This window comes from Mangrovimonas spongiae, from assembly GCF_003944795.1.
GTDB classification, from domain to species: Bacteria; Bacteroidota; Bacteroidia; order Flavobacteriales; family Flavobacteriaceae; genus Mangrovimonas; species Mangrovimonas spongiae.
Genome location: NZ_RWBG01000003.1, coordinates 331552 through 347900, shown reverse-complemented (window position 1 = coordinate 347900; position 16349 = coordinate 331552). Strand labels below are relative to the sequence as shown.

16 protein-coding genes are annotated in these 16349 nt (G+C 33.8%); 9 read left to right on the top strand and 7 right to left on the bottom strand.

Annotated features, from left to right (window positions below):
* Positions 1-50 precede the first annotated feature (50 nt).
* From purH to rodA, 6 genes are read left to right on the top strand one after another with little or no spacing between them, the layout of a single operon-like run.
* Positions 51-1583, top strand: a complete 1533-nt coding sequence (gene purH / locus EJA19_RS08640; protein WP_125467963.1) for a bifunctional phosphoribosylaminoimidazolecarboxamide formyltransferase/IMP cyclohydrolase — start codon at positions 51-53, stop codon at positions 1581-1583.
* Between the two features lie 55 nt (positions 1584-1638).
* The gene (locus EJA19_RS08635) at positions 1639-2667 is read left to right on the top strand and encodes a rod shape-determining protein (RefSeq protein ID WP_125467962.1); all 1029 of its coding nucleotides are present in this window, start codon (positions 1639-1641) and stop codon (positions 2665-2667) included.
* A gap of 9 nt (positions 2668-2676) precedes the next feature.
* Entirely contained in the window at positions 2677-3507 is an 831-nt protein-coding gene (mreC, locus tag EJA19_RS08630) for a rod shape-determining protein MreC (RefSeq protein ID WP_125467961.1), read from the top strand.
* Positions 3500-4003 (top strand): rod shape-determining protein MreD, encoded by a 504-nt coding sequence (locus EJA19_RS08625; RefSeq protein WP_125467960.1) that lies wholly within the window; start codon positions 3500-3502, stop codon positions 4001-4003. The genes mreC and EJA19_RS08625 overlap by 8 nt, the downstream gene beginning before the upstream one ends.
* On the top strand, positions 4004-5860 hold the full coding sequence (gene mrdA, locus EJA19_RS08620) for a penicillin-binding protein 2 (RefSeq protein ID WP_125467959.1): 1857 nt from the start codon (positions 4004-4006) through the stop codon (positions 5858-5860).
* A complete protein-coding gene (gene rodA, locus EJA19_RS08615; RefSeq protein WP_125467958.1) occupies positions 5860-7137 on the top strand; it encodes a rod shape-determining protein RodA in 1278 nt (425 codons plus the stop codon). Before mrdA ends, rodA begins: the two co-directional genes overlap by 1 nt.
* Here the strand turns inward: rodA and gldC are convergent, their stop codons facing one another.
* A complete protein-coding gene (gldC, locus tag EJA19_RS08610) occupies positions 7138-7473 on the bottom strand; it encodes a gliding motility protein GldC (RefSeq protein ID WP_125467957.1) in 336 nt (111 codons plus the stop codon).
* Positions 7473-8438, bottom strand: coding sequence for a gliding motility lipoprotein GldB (gldB, locus tag EJA19_RS08605; protein WP_125468020.1), 966 nt, complete (start codon positions 8436-8438; stop codon positions 7473-7475). The genes gldC and gldB overlap by 1 nt, the downstream gene beginning before the upstream one ends.
* Before the next feature lie 93 nt (positions 8439-8531).
* Between gldB and nadE the strand changes: the two genes are divergently transcribed.
* Both nadE and EJA19_RS08595 read left to right on the top strand, forming a co-directional pair.
* The gene (gene nadE, locus EJA19_RS08600; protein ID WP_125467956.1) at positions 8532-9320 is read left to right on the top strand and encodes an NAD(+) synthase; all 789 of its coding nucleotides are present in this window, start codon (positions 8532-8534) and stop codon (positions 9318-9320) included.
* Positions 9321-9413: 93 nt separating this feature from the next.
* Positions 9414-10043 (top strand): response regulator, encoded by a 630-nt coding sequence (locus EJA19_RS08595; RefSeq protein ID WP_125467955.1) that lies wholly within the window; start codon positions 9414-9416, stop codon positions 10041-10043.
* On the opposite strand, the gene dnaG is transcribed toward EJA19_RS08595, so the two are convergent.
* Positions 10040-12004 (bottom strand): DNA primase, encoded by a 1965-nt coding sequence (gene dnaG, locus EJA19_RS08590; RefSeq protein ID WP_125467954.1) that lies wholly within the window; start codon positions 12002-12004, stop codon positions 10040-10042. The genes EJA19_RS08595 and dnaG overlap by 4 nt on opposite strands.
* A gap of 276 nt (positions 12005-12280) precedes the next feature.
* On the opposite strand from dnaG, the gene EJA19_RS08585 reads away from it, so the two are divergent.
* The gene (locus EJA19_RS08585) at positions 12281-12688 is read left to right on the top strand and encodes a hypothetical protein (RefSeq protein WP_125467953.1); all 408 of its coding nucleotides are present in this window, start codon (positions 12281-12283) and stop codon (positions 12686-12688) included.
* 48 nt (positions 12689-12736) lie between these two features.
* Here EJA19_RS08585 and EJA19_RS08580 read toward each other — a convergent pair whose 3' ends face one another.
* From EJA19_RS08580 to EJA19_RS08565, 4 genes are all read right to left on the bottom strand, one after another.
* Positions 12737-13834: a porin family protein gene (locus EJA19_RS08580; RefSeq protein ID WP_125467952.1), complete on the bottom strand. Its 1098-nt coding sequence runs from the start codon at positions 13832-13834 to the stop codon at positions 12737-12739.
* Positions 13835-13863: 29 nt separating this feature from the next.
* On the bottom strand, positions 13864-14640 hold the full coding sequence (locus EJA19_RS08575) for a hypothetical protein (RefSeq protein WP_125467951.1): 777 nt from the start codon (positions 14638-14640) through the stop codon (positions 13864-13866).
* Positions 14627-15190, bottom strand: coding sequence for an RNA polymerase sigma factor (locus EJA19_RS08570; RefSeq protein WP_125467950.1), 564 nt, complete (start codon positions 15188-15190; stop codon positions 14627-14629). Before EJA19_RS08570 ends, EJA19_RS08575 begins: the two co-directional genes overlap by 14 nt.
* A 130-nt stretch (positions 15191-15320) precedes the next feature.
* On the bottom strand, positions 15321-16298 hold the full coding sequence (locus EJA19_RS08565) for a polyprenyl synthetase family protein (RefSeq protein ID WP_125467949.1): 978 nt from the start codon (positions 16296-16298) through the stop codon (positions 15321-15323).
* Positions 16299-16349: the final 51 nt, after the last annotated feature.

Sequence of the window (16349 nt, the reverse complement as noted above, 5' to 3'; positions counted from 1 at the left end):
TTTCGGTTTGAAATAGTTACTTTTGCAACTTATTTCACAACATAACTAAAATGAGTACCACAAAAAGCATTAAATCGGCATTAATCTCCGTATTTTCAAAAGACGGATTAGAACCTATTGTAAAAAAACTTAACGAACAAGGCGTTACTATTTACTCCACAGGAGGAACAGAAAAATTTATTAAAGATTTAGGTATCGATGTTGTTCCTGTTGAAGATGTCACCTCTTACCCATCTATCCTTGGGGGACGTGTTAAAACATTACACCCAAAAGTATTTGGCGGTATTTTAAACAGGCAAGATAACGATAATGATGTCGCTGAATTGGCAGATTTTGAAATCCCACAAATAGATTTAGTTATTGTGGATTTGTATCCTTTTGAGAAAACAGTTGCCTCTGGTGCATCTCATCAAGATATTATTGAAAAAATTGATATTGGCGGTATTTCTTTAATTAGAGCCGCAGCTAAAAACTACGCCGATGTGGTTTGTGTATCATCGGTAGAAGATTACACTGAGTTTTTAGAGTTATTAAACACTAAAAATGGTGAAACTTCTCAAGAAGACAGAAAACGTTTTGCCACAAAGGCCTTTAACGTATCATCGCATTACGATTCTGCTATTTTTAATTTCTTCAATACAGATCAAAACATCGAATCGTTTAAGATAAGTGAAACCAAAGGGCAAACTTTACGCTATGGTGAAAACCCACATCAAAAAGGGTTCTTCTATGGCGATTTTGACGCTATGTTTACTAAGTTACATGGTAAAGAACTTAGCTACAACAACCTTTTAGATGTTGATGCAGCCGTAACATTAATGAACGAGTTTAAAGGTGAAGCACCAACATTTGCCATTTTAAAACACAACAACGCTTGTGGTTTAGCACAACGCGACACCATACATCAAGCCTATGTAGATGCTTTAGCAGGAGATCCTGTTTCAGCGTTTGGTGGTATTTTAATAAGTAACACAGAAATTGATAAAGCAACAGCCGAAGAAATACACAGCCTATTCTGTGAAGTTGTTATTGCTCCAAGCTTTTCAAACGATGCTCTAGATATTTTAAAAGGTAAAAAGAACCGTATTTTACTTATTCTTAAAGACATTGAGCTGCCAAAAACGACGGTAAGAAGTTGTTTAAACGGTGTTTTAGTTCAAGACAGAGACAACAAAACCGATGCGCTTGAAGATTTAACCGATGTAACCAATAATAAACCAACAAAAAACGAGTTAGAAGATTTAATTTTTGCTTCAAAAATTTGCAAGCATACCAAATCTAATACTATAGTCCTAGCAAAAAACAAACAACTTTGTGCTAGCGGAACAGGACAAACAAGTCGTGTAGATGCCTTAAACCAAGCCATTCACAAAGCAGGATCCTTTAAATTTGACCTTAATGGTGCTGTTATGGCAAGCGATGCGTTCTTCCCATTTCCAGACTGTGTGGAAATTGCTAACAACGCAGGTATTACAGCTGTAATTCAGCCAGGAGGATCAATTAAAGATCAACTTAGTATAGATTATTGTAACACGAATAATGTTGCTATGGTATTTACAGGAACGCGTCATTTTAAGCATTAATTTTATTACATTTACAAGATTTGATTTTTAAACCTCAAAAACTACGTTAAAACGAATGGGATTTTTTGACTTCCTAACTGAAGAAATTGCTATAGATCTTGGTACAGCCAACACACTTATTATTCATAACGATAAAGTAGTTGTTGATAGTCCTTCTATAGTAGCTCGTGATCGTGTTACTGGAAAAATTATTGCTGCAGGTAAAGAAGCCAGCATGATGCAAGGTAAAACACACGAAAACATCAAAACCATAAGACCTCTTAAAGACGGGGTAATTGCCGATTTTGACGCTTCAGAACAAATGATAAGCATGTTTATTAAAAATATTCCTGCTTTAAAAAAGAAGTTGTTTAATCCAGCTTTACGTATGGTTATTTGTATTCCTTCAGGAATTACAGAGGTTGAAATGCGCGCTGTAAAAGAAAGTGCCGAACGCGTTAATGGCAAAGAAGTTTATCTTATACACGAACCTATGGCTGCGGCCATAGGTATTGGTGTTGATATTATGCAGCCTAAAGGAAACATGATTGTTGATATAGGTGGTGGTACAACCGAAATTGCAGTTATTGCTTTAGGAGGTATTGTTTGCGACAAATCGGTAAAAATTGCAGGTGATGTATTTACCAATGATATTATTTATTATATGCGTACCCAACACAACCTTTATGTTGGTGAACGTACTGCCGAAAAAATAAAAATACAAATTGGTGCAGCTACCGAAGACCTCGAATTACCACCAGAGGACATGAGTGTACAAGGTAGAGATTTACTTACAGGAAAACCAAAACAGGTACAAATTTCGTATAGAGAAATAGCAAAGGCTTTAGATAAGTCCATTTTACGAATTGAAGACGCTGTAATGGAAACCTTATCACAAACGCCCCCAGAATTAGCTGCCGATATTTACAACACGGGTATTTACCTTGCTGGTGGTGGATCTATGTTGCGTGGGTTAGACAAACGTCTATCTCAAAAAACAGACTTACCGGTTTATATCGCAGAAGACCCATTAAGAGCCGTAGTACGCGGTACTGGAATAACTTTAAAGAACATAACTAAATATAAAAGCGTCTTGATAAAATAGCCATAACATATGCAACAAATCATTAACTTTTTAATAAGAAACAAAACCTTTTTGTTGTATATATTATTGCTTTCTATATCGCTTGTTTTTACTATTCAATCGCATTCTTATCACAAAAGTCGGTTTATAAATTCAGCTAACTTTTTAAGTGGTGGCATTTATAATTCGACTAACAATATTTCTGAGTATTTTAATTTAAAAACACAAAATACCATTCTTCAAGAGGAGAACAATAATTTAAGAATGCTTATTCACAACGGTGAAAAACAAAACGATTCTATTCAAATCACTTACATAGACAGTACAAGTTTTGGCATCGCTTACAAATTCACACCTGCTTTGGTGATAAAAAACAGTTACTCTGCAACTGATAATATTTTATTACTAAACAAAGGGGAACGAGATAGTATAAAAGAAGATTTTGGTGTTATTACACCAAAAGGTATTTTAGGAATAATAGACCAAACAAGTAAAAAGTTTTCTACTGTAATTTCTATTTTAAACACCAATAGTAGAATAAGCGCTAAACTAAAACATACAAATCATTTTGGGTCGTTAATTTGGAATGGTAAATCGCCCTATACAGTTCAATTAAAAGAAATTCCTAAAATAGCACCGGTAACCCAAGGCGACACCATTACAACCTCAGGGCTTTCGGCTATTTTTCCTAAGGGAATTCCTATTGGCACTGTTACAGATTTTTCTTTAGACAACGCTGAAAATTATTATACTATAAACGTAAAACTCTTTAATGACATGACTAATATTGAACATGTTTACATTATAGAGAATAAAGATAAAAATGAAATTAACAACCTGTTAAACCCAACAGATGAATAATTTAATTTCTGGCCATACATTACGTTTTGTCATACTTGTGCTTCTTCAAGCATTAATCTTAAATCACATTAATTTTTTAGGATATATAAACCCATATCTTTACATTCTTTTTATAGCACTTTATCCTATTAAAAATAACCGTTTTTTATTTTTATTTTTAAGTTTTTTATTAGGGCTTTTTGTCGATATTTTTTCCGATTCTGGCGGTATTCATGCTGCAGCTGCATTAACGGCTGCTTACACCAGACCTATTATTTTAAAGTTTTCATTTGGGGCAGCTTACGAGCATCAAACTATTAGGTTTAACACTATTGAATTTGGAGCGCTCCTCGTATATTTAATTACGCTAACCTTAATACATCATTTGGTTGTATTCTCTTTAGAAGTTTTTAACATAAAGAACATACTTTTAATACTTAAAAAAACGTTATTCTCTAGTATTTTTACTATAATACTAACCGTATTAACAATCATAATTTTTAGCAGAAAGCGTTAAATGAGACAATTATTACTATTCGTTTCTATTATTGTTGTAGGAATCGTTTTTATTGGCAGACTTTTCTACTTACAAATCTATAATTCGGACAACTACGATTTGTTTGAAGACCCTGCTATACGAAAAGTTTACGATTACCCTAAACGCGGCTTTGTTTTTGACCGGAATGGCGAGCTACTAGTTGCTAATCAGCCATCTTACGATGTTATGGTTATTCCTAGAGAAGTTAAACCTTTAGATACTGTTGAATTTTGTTCATTATTAAAAATAGACAAAGCACAATTTGTAAAAACCTACAATAAAGCTTATCACTATTCGCCAAGACTGCCATCGGTATTTGTATCGCACCTCTCAAAAGAAGATTATGCCGTACTACAGGAGAAAATGCGTAAATATGAAGGGTTTTACATTCAAAAGCGCTCTTTAAGAGATTATCAAACCTCTATTGGCGCCAATGTTTTAGGGTTTATTGCCGAAGTTAACCAAGGGCAAATACAAAAAAATCCCTATTACAAAATGGGCGATTTAATAGGGAAACAAGGAGTTGAACTGTCTTACGAGGAAGAGTTACGTGGTGTTAAAGGCGTTAAGTTTATCCAAAAAGACCGATTTAACCGCGACTTAGGCCCATACAAAAACGGTAAATTCGATACTATTCCTGTTCCCGGAAAAGATATCACCATAACTATAGATTCCAAACTACAAGCTTATGGCGAAAAACTTATGGTAAACAAAAGAGGCGGCATAGTTGCTATAGAGCCAAAAACTGGTGAAATTTTAGCTTTAGTTTCGGCACCTTCATATAATCCCAATTTATTAGTAGGCAGAAAACGTTCTAAAAATTACAACAAACTCTATAAAGACTCTATTCATCTACCATTAATAGACAAAGGCTTATTACGTGTTCACGAACCAGGCTCTCCTTTTAAAGCCCTTGTAGCACTTACAGCACTACAAGAAGATGTTATTACACCTAGCTTTTCGGTAACCTGTAGAGGCGCTTATCATTATGGCGGAAGACGCCCAATGGGATGTCATTGTGGTGGCGGACGCCGAGATTTAACCAAAGGAATCGCTAAATCTTGTAACTCTTACTTTGCAACTATTTACAGAAAATCAATCGATAAATATAGTAATGCCAGTAAAGGGATGGATGTATGGAGTAACCACATTAAAAGCTTTGGTTTAGGACAGTACCTAGGTACAGATTTACCTATTGGAAAAAAAGGTAATATTCCAGATGGTGCTTACTATGATAAATGGTATCCAGATTTTCGTTGGGGTGCTACAACAATTATTTCAAACTCAATTGGACAAGGCGAAATTTTAACCACCCCTATTCACATGGCTAACTTCACTGCCGCTATTGCCAACCGGGGTTACTACTATACACCACATATTATAAAAGGCATAGAAGGCGAAAAAATAAACAAAGATTTTGTTACTAAGCATGAAACAACCGTAGCACCAAAACATTTCGACCCTATTATTGAAGGATTATATGATGTTTATGAAAACGGAACCGCTAAGTTTTTAAGAATCCCAGGTATAGAGATTTGTGGAAAAACAGGTACTGCCGAAAACTTTATAAAAATTGATGGCGAACGCATGCAGCTACAAGATCACTCTATTTTTGTGGCATTTGCTCCTAAAGATGATCCCAAAATTGCCCTTGCTGTTTTAGTTGAAAATGGGCATTATGGATCTATTTACGCAGGAAGAATAGCCAGTTTAATGATTGAACAATATTTAAAAGGCGACATTACCAGAACCGATATGGAAACTTGGCTATTAAACAATAGCTTAGAAGATGAATATATAAAACCCTACTCAGGGCAACCATTTAGCATAAATTAATGTATAGAGAAACTAATAGATATTTTAAATTCGATTGGATTACCATTATTCTTTTTCTACTACTAGTAGGCTATGGCTGGCTAAACATCCTATCGGCTTCGCATGTTGGCGAAACATTTAATTATTTAGATTTTTCTCAACCCTACGGAAAACAACTTATGTTTATTTTCCTGACATTTATACTTATTGTGCTCGTATTGGCCATAGACGCTAAGTTTTACGAGCGGTTTTCGAGTGTTATCTACATCATAGCCATGCTCTCTTTAATAGGGCTCTTTTTCTTTGGAAAAAATGTTAATGGTGCAACTTCGTGGTATGGTATAGGCGGTATGACCATACAACCAAGTGAATTTGCTAAAACAGCAACCGCTCTAGCCGTGGCAAAATACATTAGCGACCTTAACACCGACATAAAAACATTTAAAGATCAAATAAGAATCTTTACCATAATTGCCATTCCAGCGCTTTTAATCTTATTACAAAACGATGCTGGTAGTACTATTGTTTACGCCTCATTTTTTTTCGTTTTATATAGAGAAGGTCTACCCAAAATATACCTAACCATTGGCGTTTTACTTATACTAATTGCTATATCTGCCCTAAAATTTGGCATTCTAGCCACGATATTGGGAGCGTCGGTAATTATTTTAACTTATCATTTCACAAGAAGGAAAAAACCAGCTTTCTACAAAACATTATTTACTATTATAGCATGCAGTGTATTAGCTTTTGGAGTGAAGTTTTTTTACAATAATATCCTTCAACCACACCAACAAAACAGAATTACACTTTGGCTGCGCCTAGAAAAAGACCCAGCCAAACTTGAACTCATGAAAAAACGGGAGGCTTACAACCTTATCCAATCTGAACAAGCCATAAGTTCTGGCCGCTGGACAGGAAAAGGCTTTTTAGAAGGCACAAGAACGACAGGAAAATTTGTTCCCGAGCAACATACCGATTATATTTTTAGCACCGTTGGTGAAGAATGGGGTTTTGTAGGAAGTGTTTTTGTAATTATACTTTTTGTTTTGCTCTTACTAAGAATCCTACATCTAGCCGAACTTCAAAAATCGCAATTTAGTAGAATTTATGGGTATAGTGTTGCCGCAATTATGTTTACCCATTTTATGATAAACATAGGTATGGTAATGGGCTTAATACCTACTATTGGTATTCCTTTACCCTTTTTTAGCTATGGTGGTTCTGGGCTTTGGGGCTTTACAATTTTACTATTTATCTTTATTAAACTAGATTCTAATAGAATTAACGAGTGGTAATTACTTTTTTGTAAGCTCTAATTTTTCCGCAAAATAATCACAAAAATCCATCATTGTAGCACTCATTTTTTCGTCTTGGGTAGCGCGCTTAAAAGTATTGCTCATAGCTACTAAGGTTTGGTGAAAAAACACTTTCATCTCATCAACAGGCATATCTTTTGTCCATAAGTCGATACGTAAAGACTCTTGCTTTTCACTATCCCAAACCGAAAGCATCATCGCTTTCGCTTCTTCGTTTTTTATACCGCCATCTTGGGCATTCCAAGTTAGTTTTTCCGGTACGCGATTTTCATCTAATTCTACGGTTAATTCTATGGTCGATTTTATATTTGCCATTATCGTTTTGGTTTAAATTTTGAGTTATTAAAAATTGCTTCGGGCGATTTTAAAAGCATTTGGCTTAGAGAAACATCATTGTTTTCCATGTAAGCTTTAACTATTTGCCAGCCCATATATTTTCCTATTTCTCCAGGAGATTCACTATCTATTTCTTGTAGGTAAAACTTAGAGAATGGCGCCGGATTTATAAATCTACTTGGTAATTTAGAATTGGTACTAAACAATAGTTCTTTTTCTAGAAAATAACGCCAAATCTGGTTTTCATTTTTTTCTGCCCAAAGATAATCGTCTTTGGTATACCCAATAATCTCATTCTTTTGTTTTTTAGGTAACATTTTCTCTGTAAAATAAAGCTGTTTACCAAAATAAATCATCTCGTCTAAGAGTGTTTTCTTTTGCTCTTGATATATATAGTTTTCAGAATATTTTTTAGCTAAATCGATACTTATTTGCGATTTATCAAAACGTTCTCTTAAATACTTTTGAATACCTTGATAAAACTTATGGCTTTCACCTAAATAGGTGTCTAAAGAAATTAACACAATAGTATCTGTTACAACAACCTTATTGCGGTAATCTACACTCGAAGTTGTTGTAACAACTCTTGGTATTTTAAAATTATTAGGAAAATAAAATTTTAAATGCTGAAATAAGGTTTTTATATCTTGCCGTTCTTGCTTTAAATCTGGAAATGTTTTTGTGGTTTCTTTAAGGAGTTCTTGCTGCAAAGTATCTGCCATCCTATCAATCCAAAAGGTGTCTTTATATTGACGAGGAAACATAAATGGGTAAGCCGATTTAAGTTTAGGCAAATCTTTGGGTGTGGCTTCTTGAAAAGCAAGATCAAATCGTTCTATGGTAAAATCAACATCTATAGTAGCTATCTGTCTTTCAATTTTGCTATCCTTGTTACAGGAAAAGCATATCATTAAAACGATAAAAAGCAACATGGTCTTTTTCATATAAACTTCGTTCAAGTTAATTTTCATTAATACAACGATTACGTTATTTTTGTGTGGCAAAGGTACTAATTCTTTGTTTTAAATTTAGTCATCATGCAAACAGAAAAAGTAGTTAATCATATTGTAAATTGGTTAAAAGATTATGCTAATAACGCTAAAATTAATGGTTTTGTTATAGGCGTTTCTGGCGGAATAGATTCTGCTGTAACCTCAACCTTGTGTGCCAAAACAGGATTAGATGTTTTGGTTTTAGAAATGCCCATCCACCAAGCGCAATCACAAGTTAACCGAGCTATTAATCATGTTAATTGGCTACAATCTAATTATACAAATGTTTTGATGACTCAAGTTAACTTAACCCCTGTTTTTGATAGTCTTGTCCAAGCACTACCTTCGGTAAAAAACGAAGAAGACAGATTTATGTCGCTAGCTAATACTAGAGCGCGTTTAAGAATGACCACGCTTTATTATTTTGCTGCTTTACATAACTATTTAGTGGCTGGTACAGGTAACAAAGTAGAGGATTTTGGCGTAGGGTTTTACACAAAATATGGCGATGGTGGGGTAGATTTAAGCCCAATTGCAGATTTACTTAAAACCGAAGTGTATGAGATTGCCAAATACTTAGGTATAAATCAAGATATTATTGATGCACAACCAACCGATGGCCTTTGGGGAGATGACAGAACAGACGAAGACCAAATTGGAGCATCTTACCCAGAACTAGAATGGGCGATGGCTATGGTAGAAAAAGGAAAATCTGAAGCTGATTTTTCAGGAAGGGAGCTCGAGGTATTTAAAATTTATACTCGTTACAATCGTAACAACAAACATAAAATGGTTCCTATTCCTGTTTGTGAAATCCCAGAAAATTTAAAGTAAGTAAGTTTATTCGTAAAAAATTCATTATCTTTACTTTAGCACAAAGTTTCGGTGTTATTTTTTGCCTCACAACCATTTTTAAATTTTTTTATTATGATTAAACTATTGGTTGCAGATAGTCATCCCGTTGTTCGTAAAGGGATTGAGTTAATTTTTGTGGCATCGCAAGACATAAGAGTTGTTGGAGGTGTTAGCAATGGAGAGGCTATTTTCGAATTTTTAAGGCATCATCAAGCCGATGTTATTCTTTGCGAAGTAGATTTACCAAAACTTAATGGTATTACGGCTTTAAGGCGACTCTCTAAAGAGTATCCAGATATTAATGTTCTTATGTTTACCTCTCAACCAGAGGAAATTTATGCATTAAACACTATTAAAGCTGGCGCTTCTGGCTACCTGTCTAAAATGGCTAATATTATAACACTTAAAGAAGCCATTACTAAAGTAAGCCAAGGCGAAACCTATTTAAGTCCTAATTTAACCGAGCAATTATCGTATAGACGAAAAATAAACAGACGCTCTGGTTCTTACTACAAAAAATTGTCCACCAGAGAAATTGAGGTATTAAAGTTATTATCGGTAGGTAAAAAGAATAAAGAAATTGCCCAAGAACTGGAAATAAACGAAAAAACAGTTAGTACGTATAAATCGCGTTTAATGAAAAAGCTAGACGTAAACAATATTGTTGATTTGGTTAATCGTGCAAAATTAATGAATGTTTAAAGCGGCTTATCTAGTTTTCTAGATAATAAATTATCTAACTTCTTGTAGTTCATAACATCTTCCAAAATAGTAGGATGTTGTTCTTGAATATTGTTTTTCACCTCCTCACTTAATTCATCTATTTTTCTAGAAATTAAATAACTTCTTAAATTTAAAATAGTTTGATTTACAAGTTGTGCTACAGTATCGGTCTTCTCTTTAGGGAAAATATTTTGTATTTGCCAGTTAGAAAGTTCGTACCGCTCATCTTCCATGAGAATGGTCGTTATTTCAGAGGCGACATCTGGCGTTACATCGTTAACTAAATTTTCTACAGCATATTCTGGGTCTTGATTAAGCTTTTCAATTATACTATAATAGAGTGTTTTAAAATGGTCGTTGGTAAACTCCATCTCATCTTCTTGTAAATCTAAATATATTTTCTGAAACACTTTGGCTTCCATTTCTTCCGACTCTAGTACAAGCTCATTCTCTTCGTTTTCTTTTAACAATAAATCGTCAAAAATTTCGGTACGATTACCATAAAGCAATAAAATTTGAATAATTTTTCGTTCCAATTCATATTGAACATCGACCGTTTTTCTTTGAGGTTCGTTTTTTACAACCTCGAAAGCTTTTTGTTGTTGCTCTTTTTTATATTGCTTATTAGCGTTGCTAATTTCTTTTTGCGTTAATTGCTGAAGCGTGCTAAACAAAACCGTTTCGCTAATGTCCATTATCTTAGAACATTCTCTTAAATAAATTTCTTGTTTAATCCGGTCTGGTATTTTAGAAATACTATTTACAATGTCTTTAATTGTTTCGGCACGTTTAACTGGATCGTCTTTTGCTTCATTAACTAATATAGACGCTTTGTAGCGTATAAAATCTGTAGCGTGATTTTCTAAATATGTAGTTAACTCTTCTAAGGTGTTTTCTCTTGCAAAACTATCGGGATCTTCACCTTCAGGAAAGCTACACACTTTTACATTCATGCCTTGCTCGAGGATTAAATCGATACCTCGAAGCGATGCGCGTATTCCGGCTGCATCGCCATCAAACAAAACCGTTATGTTGTTAGTCAATCTGTTAATTAACCTTATTTGTTCTGGTGTTAAGGCTGTCCCAGATGATGATACCACATTGTGTATTCCTGTTTGATAAAACTGAATAACATCGGTATAACCTTCAACTAAAAAGCAATTATCCTCTTTTGCTATGGCTTGTTTAGCATTGTAAATACCATAAAGCACTTTACTTTTATGGTAAATATCGCTCTCTGGAGAGTTTAGGTATTTAGCCGCTTTTTTATCGTTTGTTAAAATACGTCCGCCAAAACCTAAAACACGGCCACTCATACTTTTTATAGGGAACATAACGCGCCCTTTAAACCTATCGAAGTGTTTATCGCCTTTAACAATGGTGAGTCCTGTTTTTTCAAGGAACTCCATTTTATAGCCTTTTTTTAAGGCTTCGTCTGAAAATGCTTGCCATTCATCAAGCGAATAGCCTAAATCGAACTTTTCAATTGTTTCTTGTGTAAAACCACGTTCTTTAAAATAGCTTAATCCAATGGCTTTACCTTGGTTTGTTTTATGTAATGTTTTCTGAAAATAGGTGTTTGCAAAGTCGCTTACCAAATACAAACTCTCACGCTCGTTAGCTTTCTCTTTTTGCTCGTTAGTTTGCTGAGTTTCTTCAATTTCAATGCTATACTTTTTAGCTAAGTATTTTATGGCTTCTGGATAGGTAAAATGCTCGTGTTCCATTAAAAAAGCGACGGCATTACCACCTTTTCCGGTACTAAAATCTTTCCAGATTTGCTTTACAGGCGATACCATAAAACTCGGAGTGCGTTCGTCGCTAAACGGACTTAATCCTTTAAAGTTACTTCCCGCCTTTTTTAACTGCACAAAATCGCCAATAACCTCCTCTACACGAGCAGTTTCAAATACTTTATCTATGGTGGATTTTGATATCAAAATATGTATGCGATTAAGAGTGTAAAAATATAAAGATAAAAACAATAAATGTAAAAAGGCTTCATTTTTTAATGAAGCCTTTTTTGATTTCTACAGCTCTCGTTTTTAATGAATCTTAATCATCTTTTTATTCCGTTTTTAATAGTAAAGGATTTAGATTGTTTTGAACAAAATATATCCCAATTTGTGAAAACAAAAAAAAAAAAAAAATAACTTGCAGGTAAATCAAAAACTATTTATTAATCAATTTCAATTTTATTTAAAATGAAAAATTTTATGTTATCCAAATCTCTATTATCCCTATTCTTATGTATTGCTTTATTTAGCAGTTGTTCAAGCGATGACGACAACAATGACCAACCTGAAACACCATCAAATGTAAATATATATGATAAATGGTGGTATGACAGTGAAGACTTTGCTGCTGATATCTATTTTCACTCCAATGGACAGTATGAACAAAGACTTGAAATGTTAGGTAACACCTATACTGCAACTGGTGATTGGTTTTGGCTAAACGAAGATGAAACAATAATGAAAATAGAAAACTTGGTAGGTGATGCTCAAGGGGTAAACGAAGGTTGGTTTAAATTCACTGATAAACAGAATACTACAATTACTATTCAGCAAGCATTAGATGGCGAAAATTACTCCGGAGATGTTATTTTTAATGATGTTGACTAAACCCTTATTTAGTTAAATAAAAAAGCCCAAATAATGGGCTTTTTTATTCTAATCCAAATCAAATCTTAATCCTAATGAAATATTATTTTGATCGATGGCTTGGTCTTTAAATATAGGATTCAAATCGTACTTTGCATAAATTCCTACATTACCAAATCCAGCATAAGCACTTAACCCATATACGATATTGTTTGTATTATAGCTTTTGTATTTATCTTTTTCGCGATTACCGTCTAATTTATACTTCACCTTTTGTAGCGAGCCAATATTAAATCCAGCATAGCCACCTATACCAAATTTAAATTTATGATAGGTTGAATACCTAAAATAATCTTCTTTTTCGATTTTCTTTGAAGGTCCAAACTCGAAATGTACTGGGAATACTAAATTGGTTGTTCTAAATTTCGACTTTCTAACTTGATAAGGAAACTCTTGTAAAGTGATTATGCCTTCATCGTTTTCATATAAATACTTATCGTCTTTAATATCTAATTTATTCCACTGAAAAGACATGCCGTATTTTACCCTTAAAGCATTAGTGTTTTTAAACACCCGTGTTTTCCATGCCCAGCCTAACTCTACAAAACCAGATCCTCCTAATTTATATGGAGAATCGTTTAAGGACTCGCCTTCTATTACAGCATTATTAAAACCAATAGCAAATACTAAATCGCTTGTGGTTCGCCGGTCGTATTTTCTGGGCTTTAACTTATAATCTTCTTCTTCGCCAAAATAAACAACGCCTCTATCGTATGCATCTGAGTCTTCATTTTTACCAATTTTAAAAACATATTTTAAGGACTCTTCATCATTAAAATCGATTTCTTCATTGCGTTCTAACAAGGCTATTTTATTTTCAATAATAGCAATCCTATTTTCTATGTTTAAGGCACGCTTTTCGGCAGCTTGCTGTTTTAATGCATCGGCTTTTTCCTGTGTAATACTACCTGCATCAAGTTGTTTATTAATATCTTCTACTTCTTGTTTTAATAACGCTTTCTCCTCTGATGTTACCTGTTTTATGGACTCCTGTAAATACTCGATTTTATAATCAACTTTTTGAGATTGTAGGGTGTCTTGTGCCTTTACAAACGTAATACTTAAGCATAAGATGAGCGGCACGATTAATTTTGTAATAGTGTTCATAACTGTTCGTTTTTTAATTGATGATTGTTTTAATGGTTACGTTGGGCAACTGCAGTTTTTACCGTTTCGTAACTAGATAATAATGCTTCAAAAACCTTATCTCTAAAGGAGTGATCTATGTTTTCTTCAACGTCTTGAAGTAACGCCATAGCATCTACAGTTTTTGTTGCTTGATTATATATTCTATGAGCTCGTATGTCGTTTTGTGCTTTTTTAAGTAGCGAATCTATTTCTGTATCGGTAACCGATGATTGATTTGCTTTCATTTTTTGAATACTAGCCACGACTTCTTTAATTTTTTCGTCTTCAAATGTTGTTTCGACATCATTCTCCTGAACTTTTGTAGTGGCCACTAAATCATCTTGATTCACATTTTTTTGCAACAATGCCTCATGTTGTATTTCTGTTTTATTAGCATTAGAGTTGGACACAACACGATTTTTATGATCAGGGACTTTAATGTGTTCTTTTGATGCTGAATTTTCTATTAATTTCTCATTCTTAACAGTTTTTTTTACCGCATTAGTTTCAATAGTATTTTCCAATGATTTTGGCGCTTGCTCGACAACTTTACTATCCGCTTCAATACTTTTTGACTGATTAGCGACTTTAAAAAACAAGGTTGATAGTAACAGTACCCCAATAAAACAGGCAGCAATACCAATAATCCAATACCATTTTTTATTTGAGTGTTTCTCAACAACATCAAGTTTGTCTTCCAACTTATTCCAAGCTGATTGAGACGGTGAAATATGTCTCGACTCTAAACGCTCTTTTATATGCTCTTCAAATTTAAGTGGTGCCATTTTCAATCTTATTTTGCTTAATAATTTGTTGTTGCAACATTTGTCGTGCTTTAAACAACTGCGATTTTGAAGTCCCTTCTGTTATTTGCAGCATGGTAGCAATTTCATTGTGTTTATAACCTTCTATGGCATATAATATAAACACCATTTTATAGCCTTCTGGAAGTTGGTCTATTAACTGCTGAATTTCGGCAACATTCATATTAGAAGTTATATTGTCTGAATATGTGTTAGGTAAAGACATGTCTTCCATAGAAAACTCAACATGTTTTTGTTTTCTTAAAAACGAAATGGCTTCTCTAACCATAATACGTCTTACCCAACCTTCAAAACTTCCTGCTGCCTTATAACTTTTTAAATGGGTAAATACTTTTAAAAACCCATTTAGCATCACTTCTTCTGCTTGATGTACATCTTTTATGTAATACCTACAAACACTCAACATTTTAGGTGCATGCAAATCGAACAACGCTTGCTGTGCATTGCGCTTATTTTTTAAAGCCCTTTTTATAAGGTTTTGTTCGTTATTGTGCAGTTGAATGACTTTCAAAAAGTTATTTTAAAGTTGACTTCTATTTATAAAGACGCAAAATGTGATCCAATGGTTGCCTGAATAAAAAAATAATTTCAAAAAACCACAATACACTGGTTTTTAACCAAATATACTAAACAAGAAATGTTTACTTTTTTCTATCGATAACATAATTCACCATAAGTTGCAGTGAATCTTTAAACTCTGAAGATGGATAGTTTTCTAAAATACTTAAAGCTTCTTTTTGAAACTTCTCCATAACAGAAATAGCATACTCCAAACCATTATTAGCCTTAACAAAAGCAATGACTTCTTTTACGCGTTTCCTATCTTTATTATGGTTTTTAATGGAGTTTATAAGCCACTTTTTCTCTTTTGGTGTACAATTATTAAGAACATAAATTAAGGGAAGTGTCATTTTTTGTTCTTTAATATCTATACCTGTTGGCTTACCTATTTTTTCCTCGCCGTAATCAAACAAATCATCTTTAATTTGAAAAGCCATTCCTATAAGTTCACCAAACTTACGCATGGCTTCTACTTCTGGCGAATTAGGCTTTACAGAAGCTGCGCCTAAACTGCAACATACGGCAATTAGTGTGGCTGTTTTTTGACGAATAATTTCGTAATAAACAGCTTCGGTAATATCTAATTTTCTAGCCTTTTCTATTTGAAGTAACTCACCTTCGCTCATTTCTCGAACAGCAACCGAAATAATTTTAAGTAAATCGAAATCGTTATTATCTATGGAAAGCAATAAACCTTTTGAAAGCAGATAATCGCCAACTAATACGGCAATTTTGTTTTTCCAAAGGGCATTTATTGAGAAAAAGCCACGACGCCTATTGCTATCATCTACCACATCGTCATGTACTAAGGTTGCTGTATGAATCAGTTCAATAACCGAGGCACCGCGATATGTTCTTTCGCTCACCTCGCCATTATTCAGCATTTTAGCCACCAAAAACACAAACATAGGACGCATCTGTTTGCCTTTACGGTTTACAATATAATGCGTAATCCTATTAAGCAATGCTACTTTTGAAGACATAGACAGTTGGAACTTTTGTTCGAAAAGTTCCATTTCAAAAGCAATGGGTTGTTTTATTTGTTCAACGACTTTCAAAAGAGAAATGTAAAATCCTCACAAAACTAGGAAAAAACAGCTTTATATACT

Bases quoted from the DNA above. Each gene is read 5' to 3' on its own strand.
- EJA19_RS08625 (WP_125467960.1), top strand. From the start codon at position 3,500: ATGAATAATTTAATTTCTGGCCATACATTACGTTTTGTCATACTTGTG.
- purH (WP_125467963.1), top strand. From the start codon at position 51: ATGAGTACCACAAAAAGCATTAAATCGGCATTAATCTCCGTATTTTCA.
- nadE (WP_125467956.1), top strand. From the start codon at position 8,532: ATGCAAACAGAAAAAGTAGTTAATCATATTGTAAATTGGTTAAAAGAT.
- EJA19_RS08580 (WP_125467952.1), bottom strand. From the start codon at position 13,834: ATGAACACTATTACAAAATTAATCGTGCCGCTCATCTTATGCTTAAGT.
- EJA19_RS08585 (WP_125467953.1), top strand. From the start codon at position 12,281: ATGTTATCCAAATCTCTATTATCCCTATTCTTATGTATTGCTTTATTT.
- gldC (WP_125467957.1), bottom strand. From the start codon at position 7,473: ATGGCAAATATAAAATCGACCATAGAATTAACCGTAGAATTAGATGAA.
- gldB (WP_125468020.1), bottom strand. From the start codon at position 8,438: ATGAAAAAGACCATGTTGCTTTTTATCGTTTTAATGATATGCTTTTCC.
- rodA (WP_125467958.1), top strand. From the start codon at position 5,860: ATGTATAGAGAAACTAATAGATATTTTAAATTCGATTGGATTACCATT.
- EJA19_RS08595 (WP_125467955.1), top strand. From the start codon at position 9,414: ATGATTAAACTATTGGTTGCAGATAGTCATCCCGTTGTTCGTAAAGGG.
- EJA19_RS08635 (WP_125467962.1), top strand. From the start codon at position 1,639: ATGGGATTTTTTGACTTCCTAACTGAAGAAATTGCTATAGATCTTGGT.
- EJA19_RS08575 (WP_125467951.1), bottom strand. From the start codon at position 14,640: ATGGCACCACTTAAATTTGAAGAGCATATAAAAGAGCGTTTAGAGTCG.
- mreC (WP_125467961.1), top strand. From the start codon at position 2,677: ATGCAACAAATCATTAACTTTTTAATAAGAAACAAAACCTTTTTGTTG.
- mrdA (WP_125467959.1), top strand. From the start codon at position 4,004: ATGAGACAATTATTACTATTCGTTTCTATTATTGTTGTAGGAATCGTT.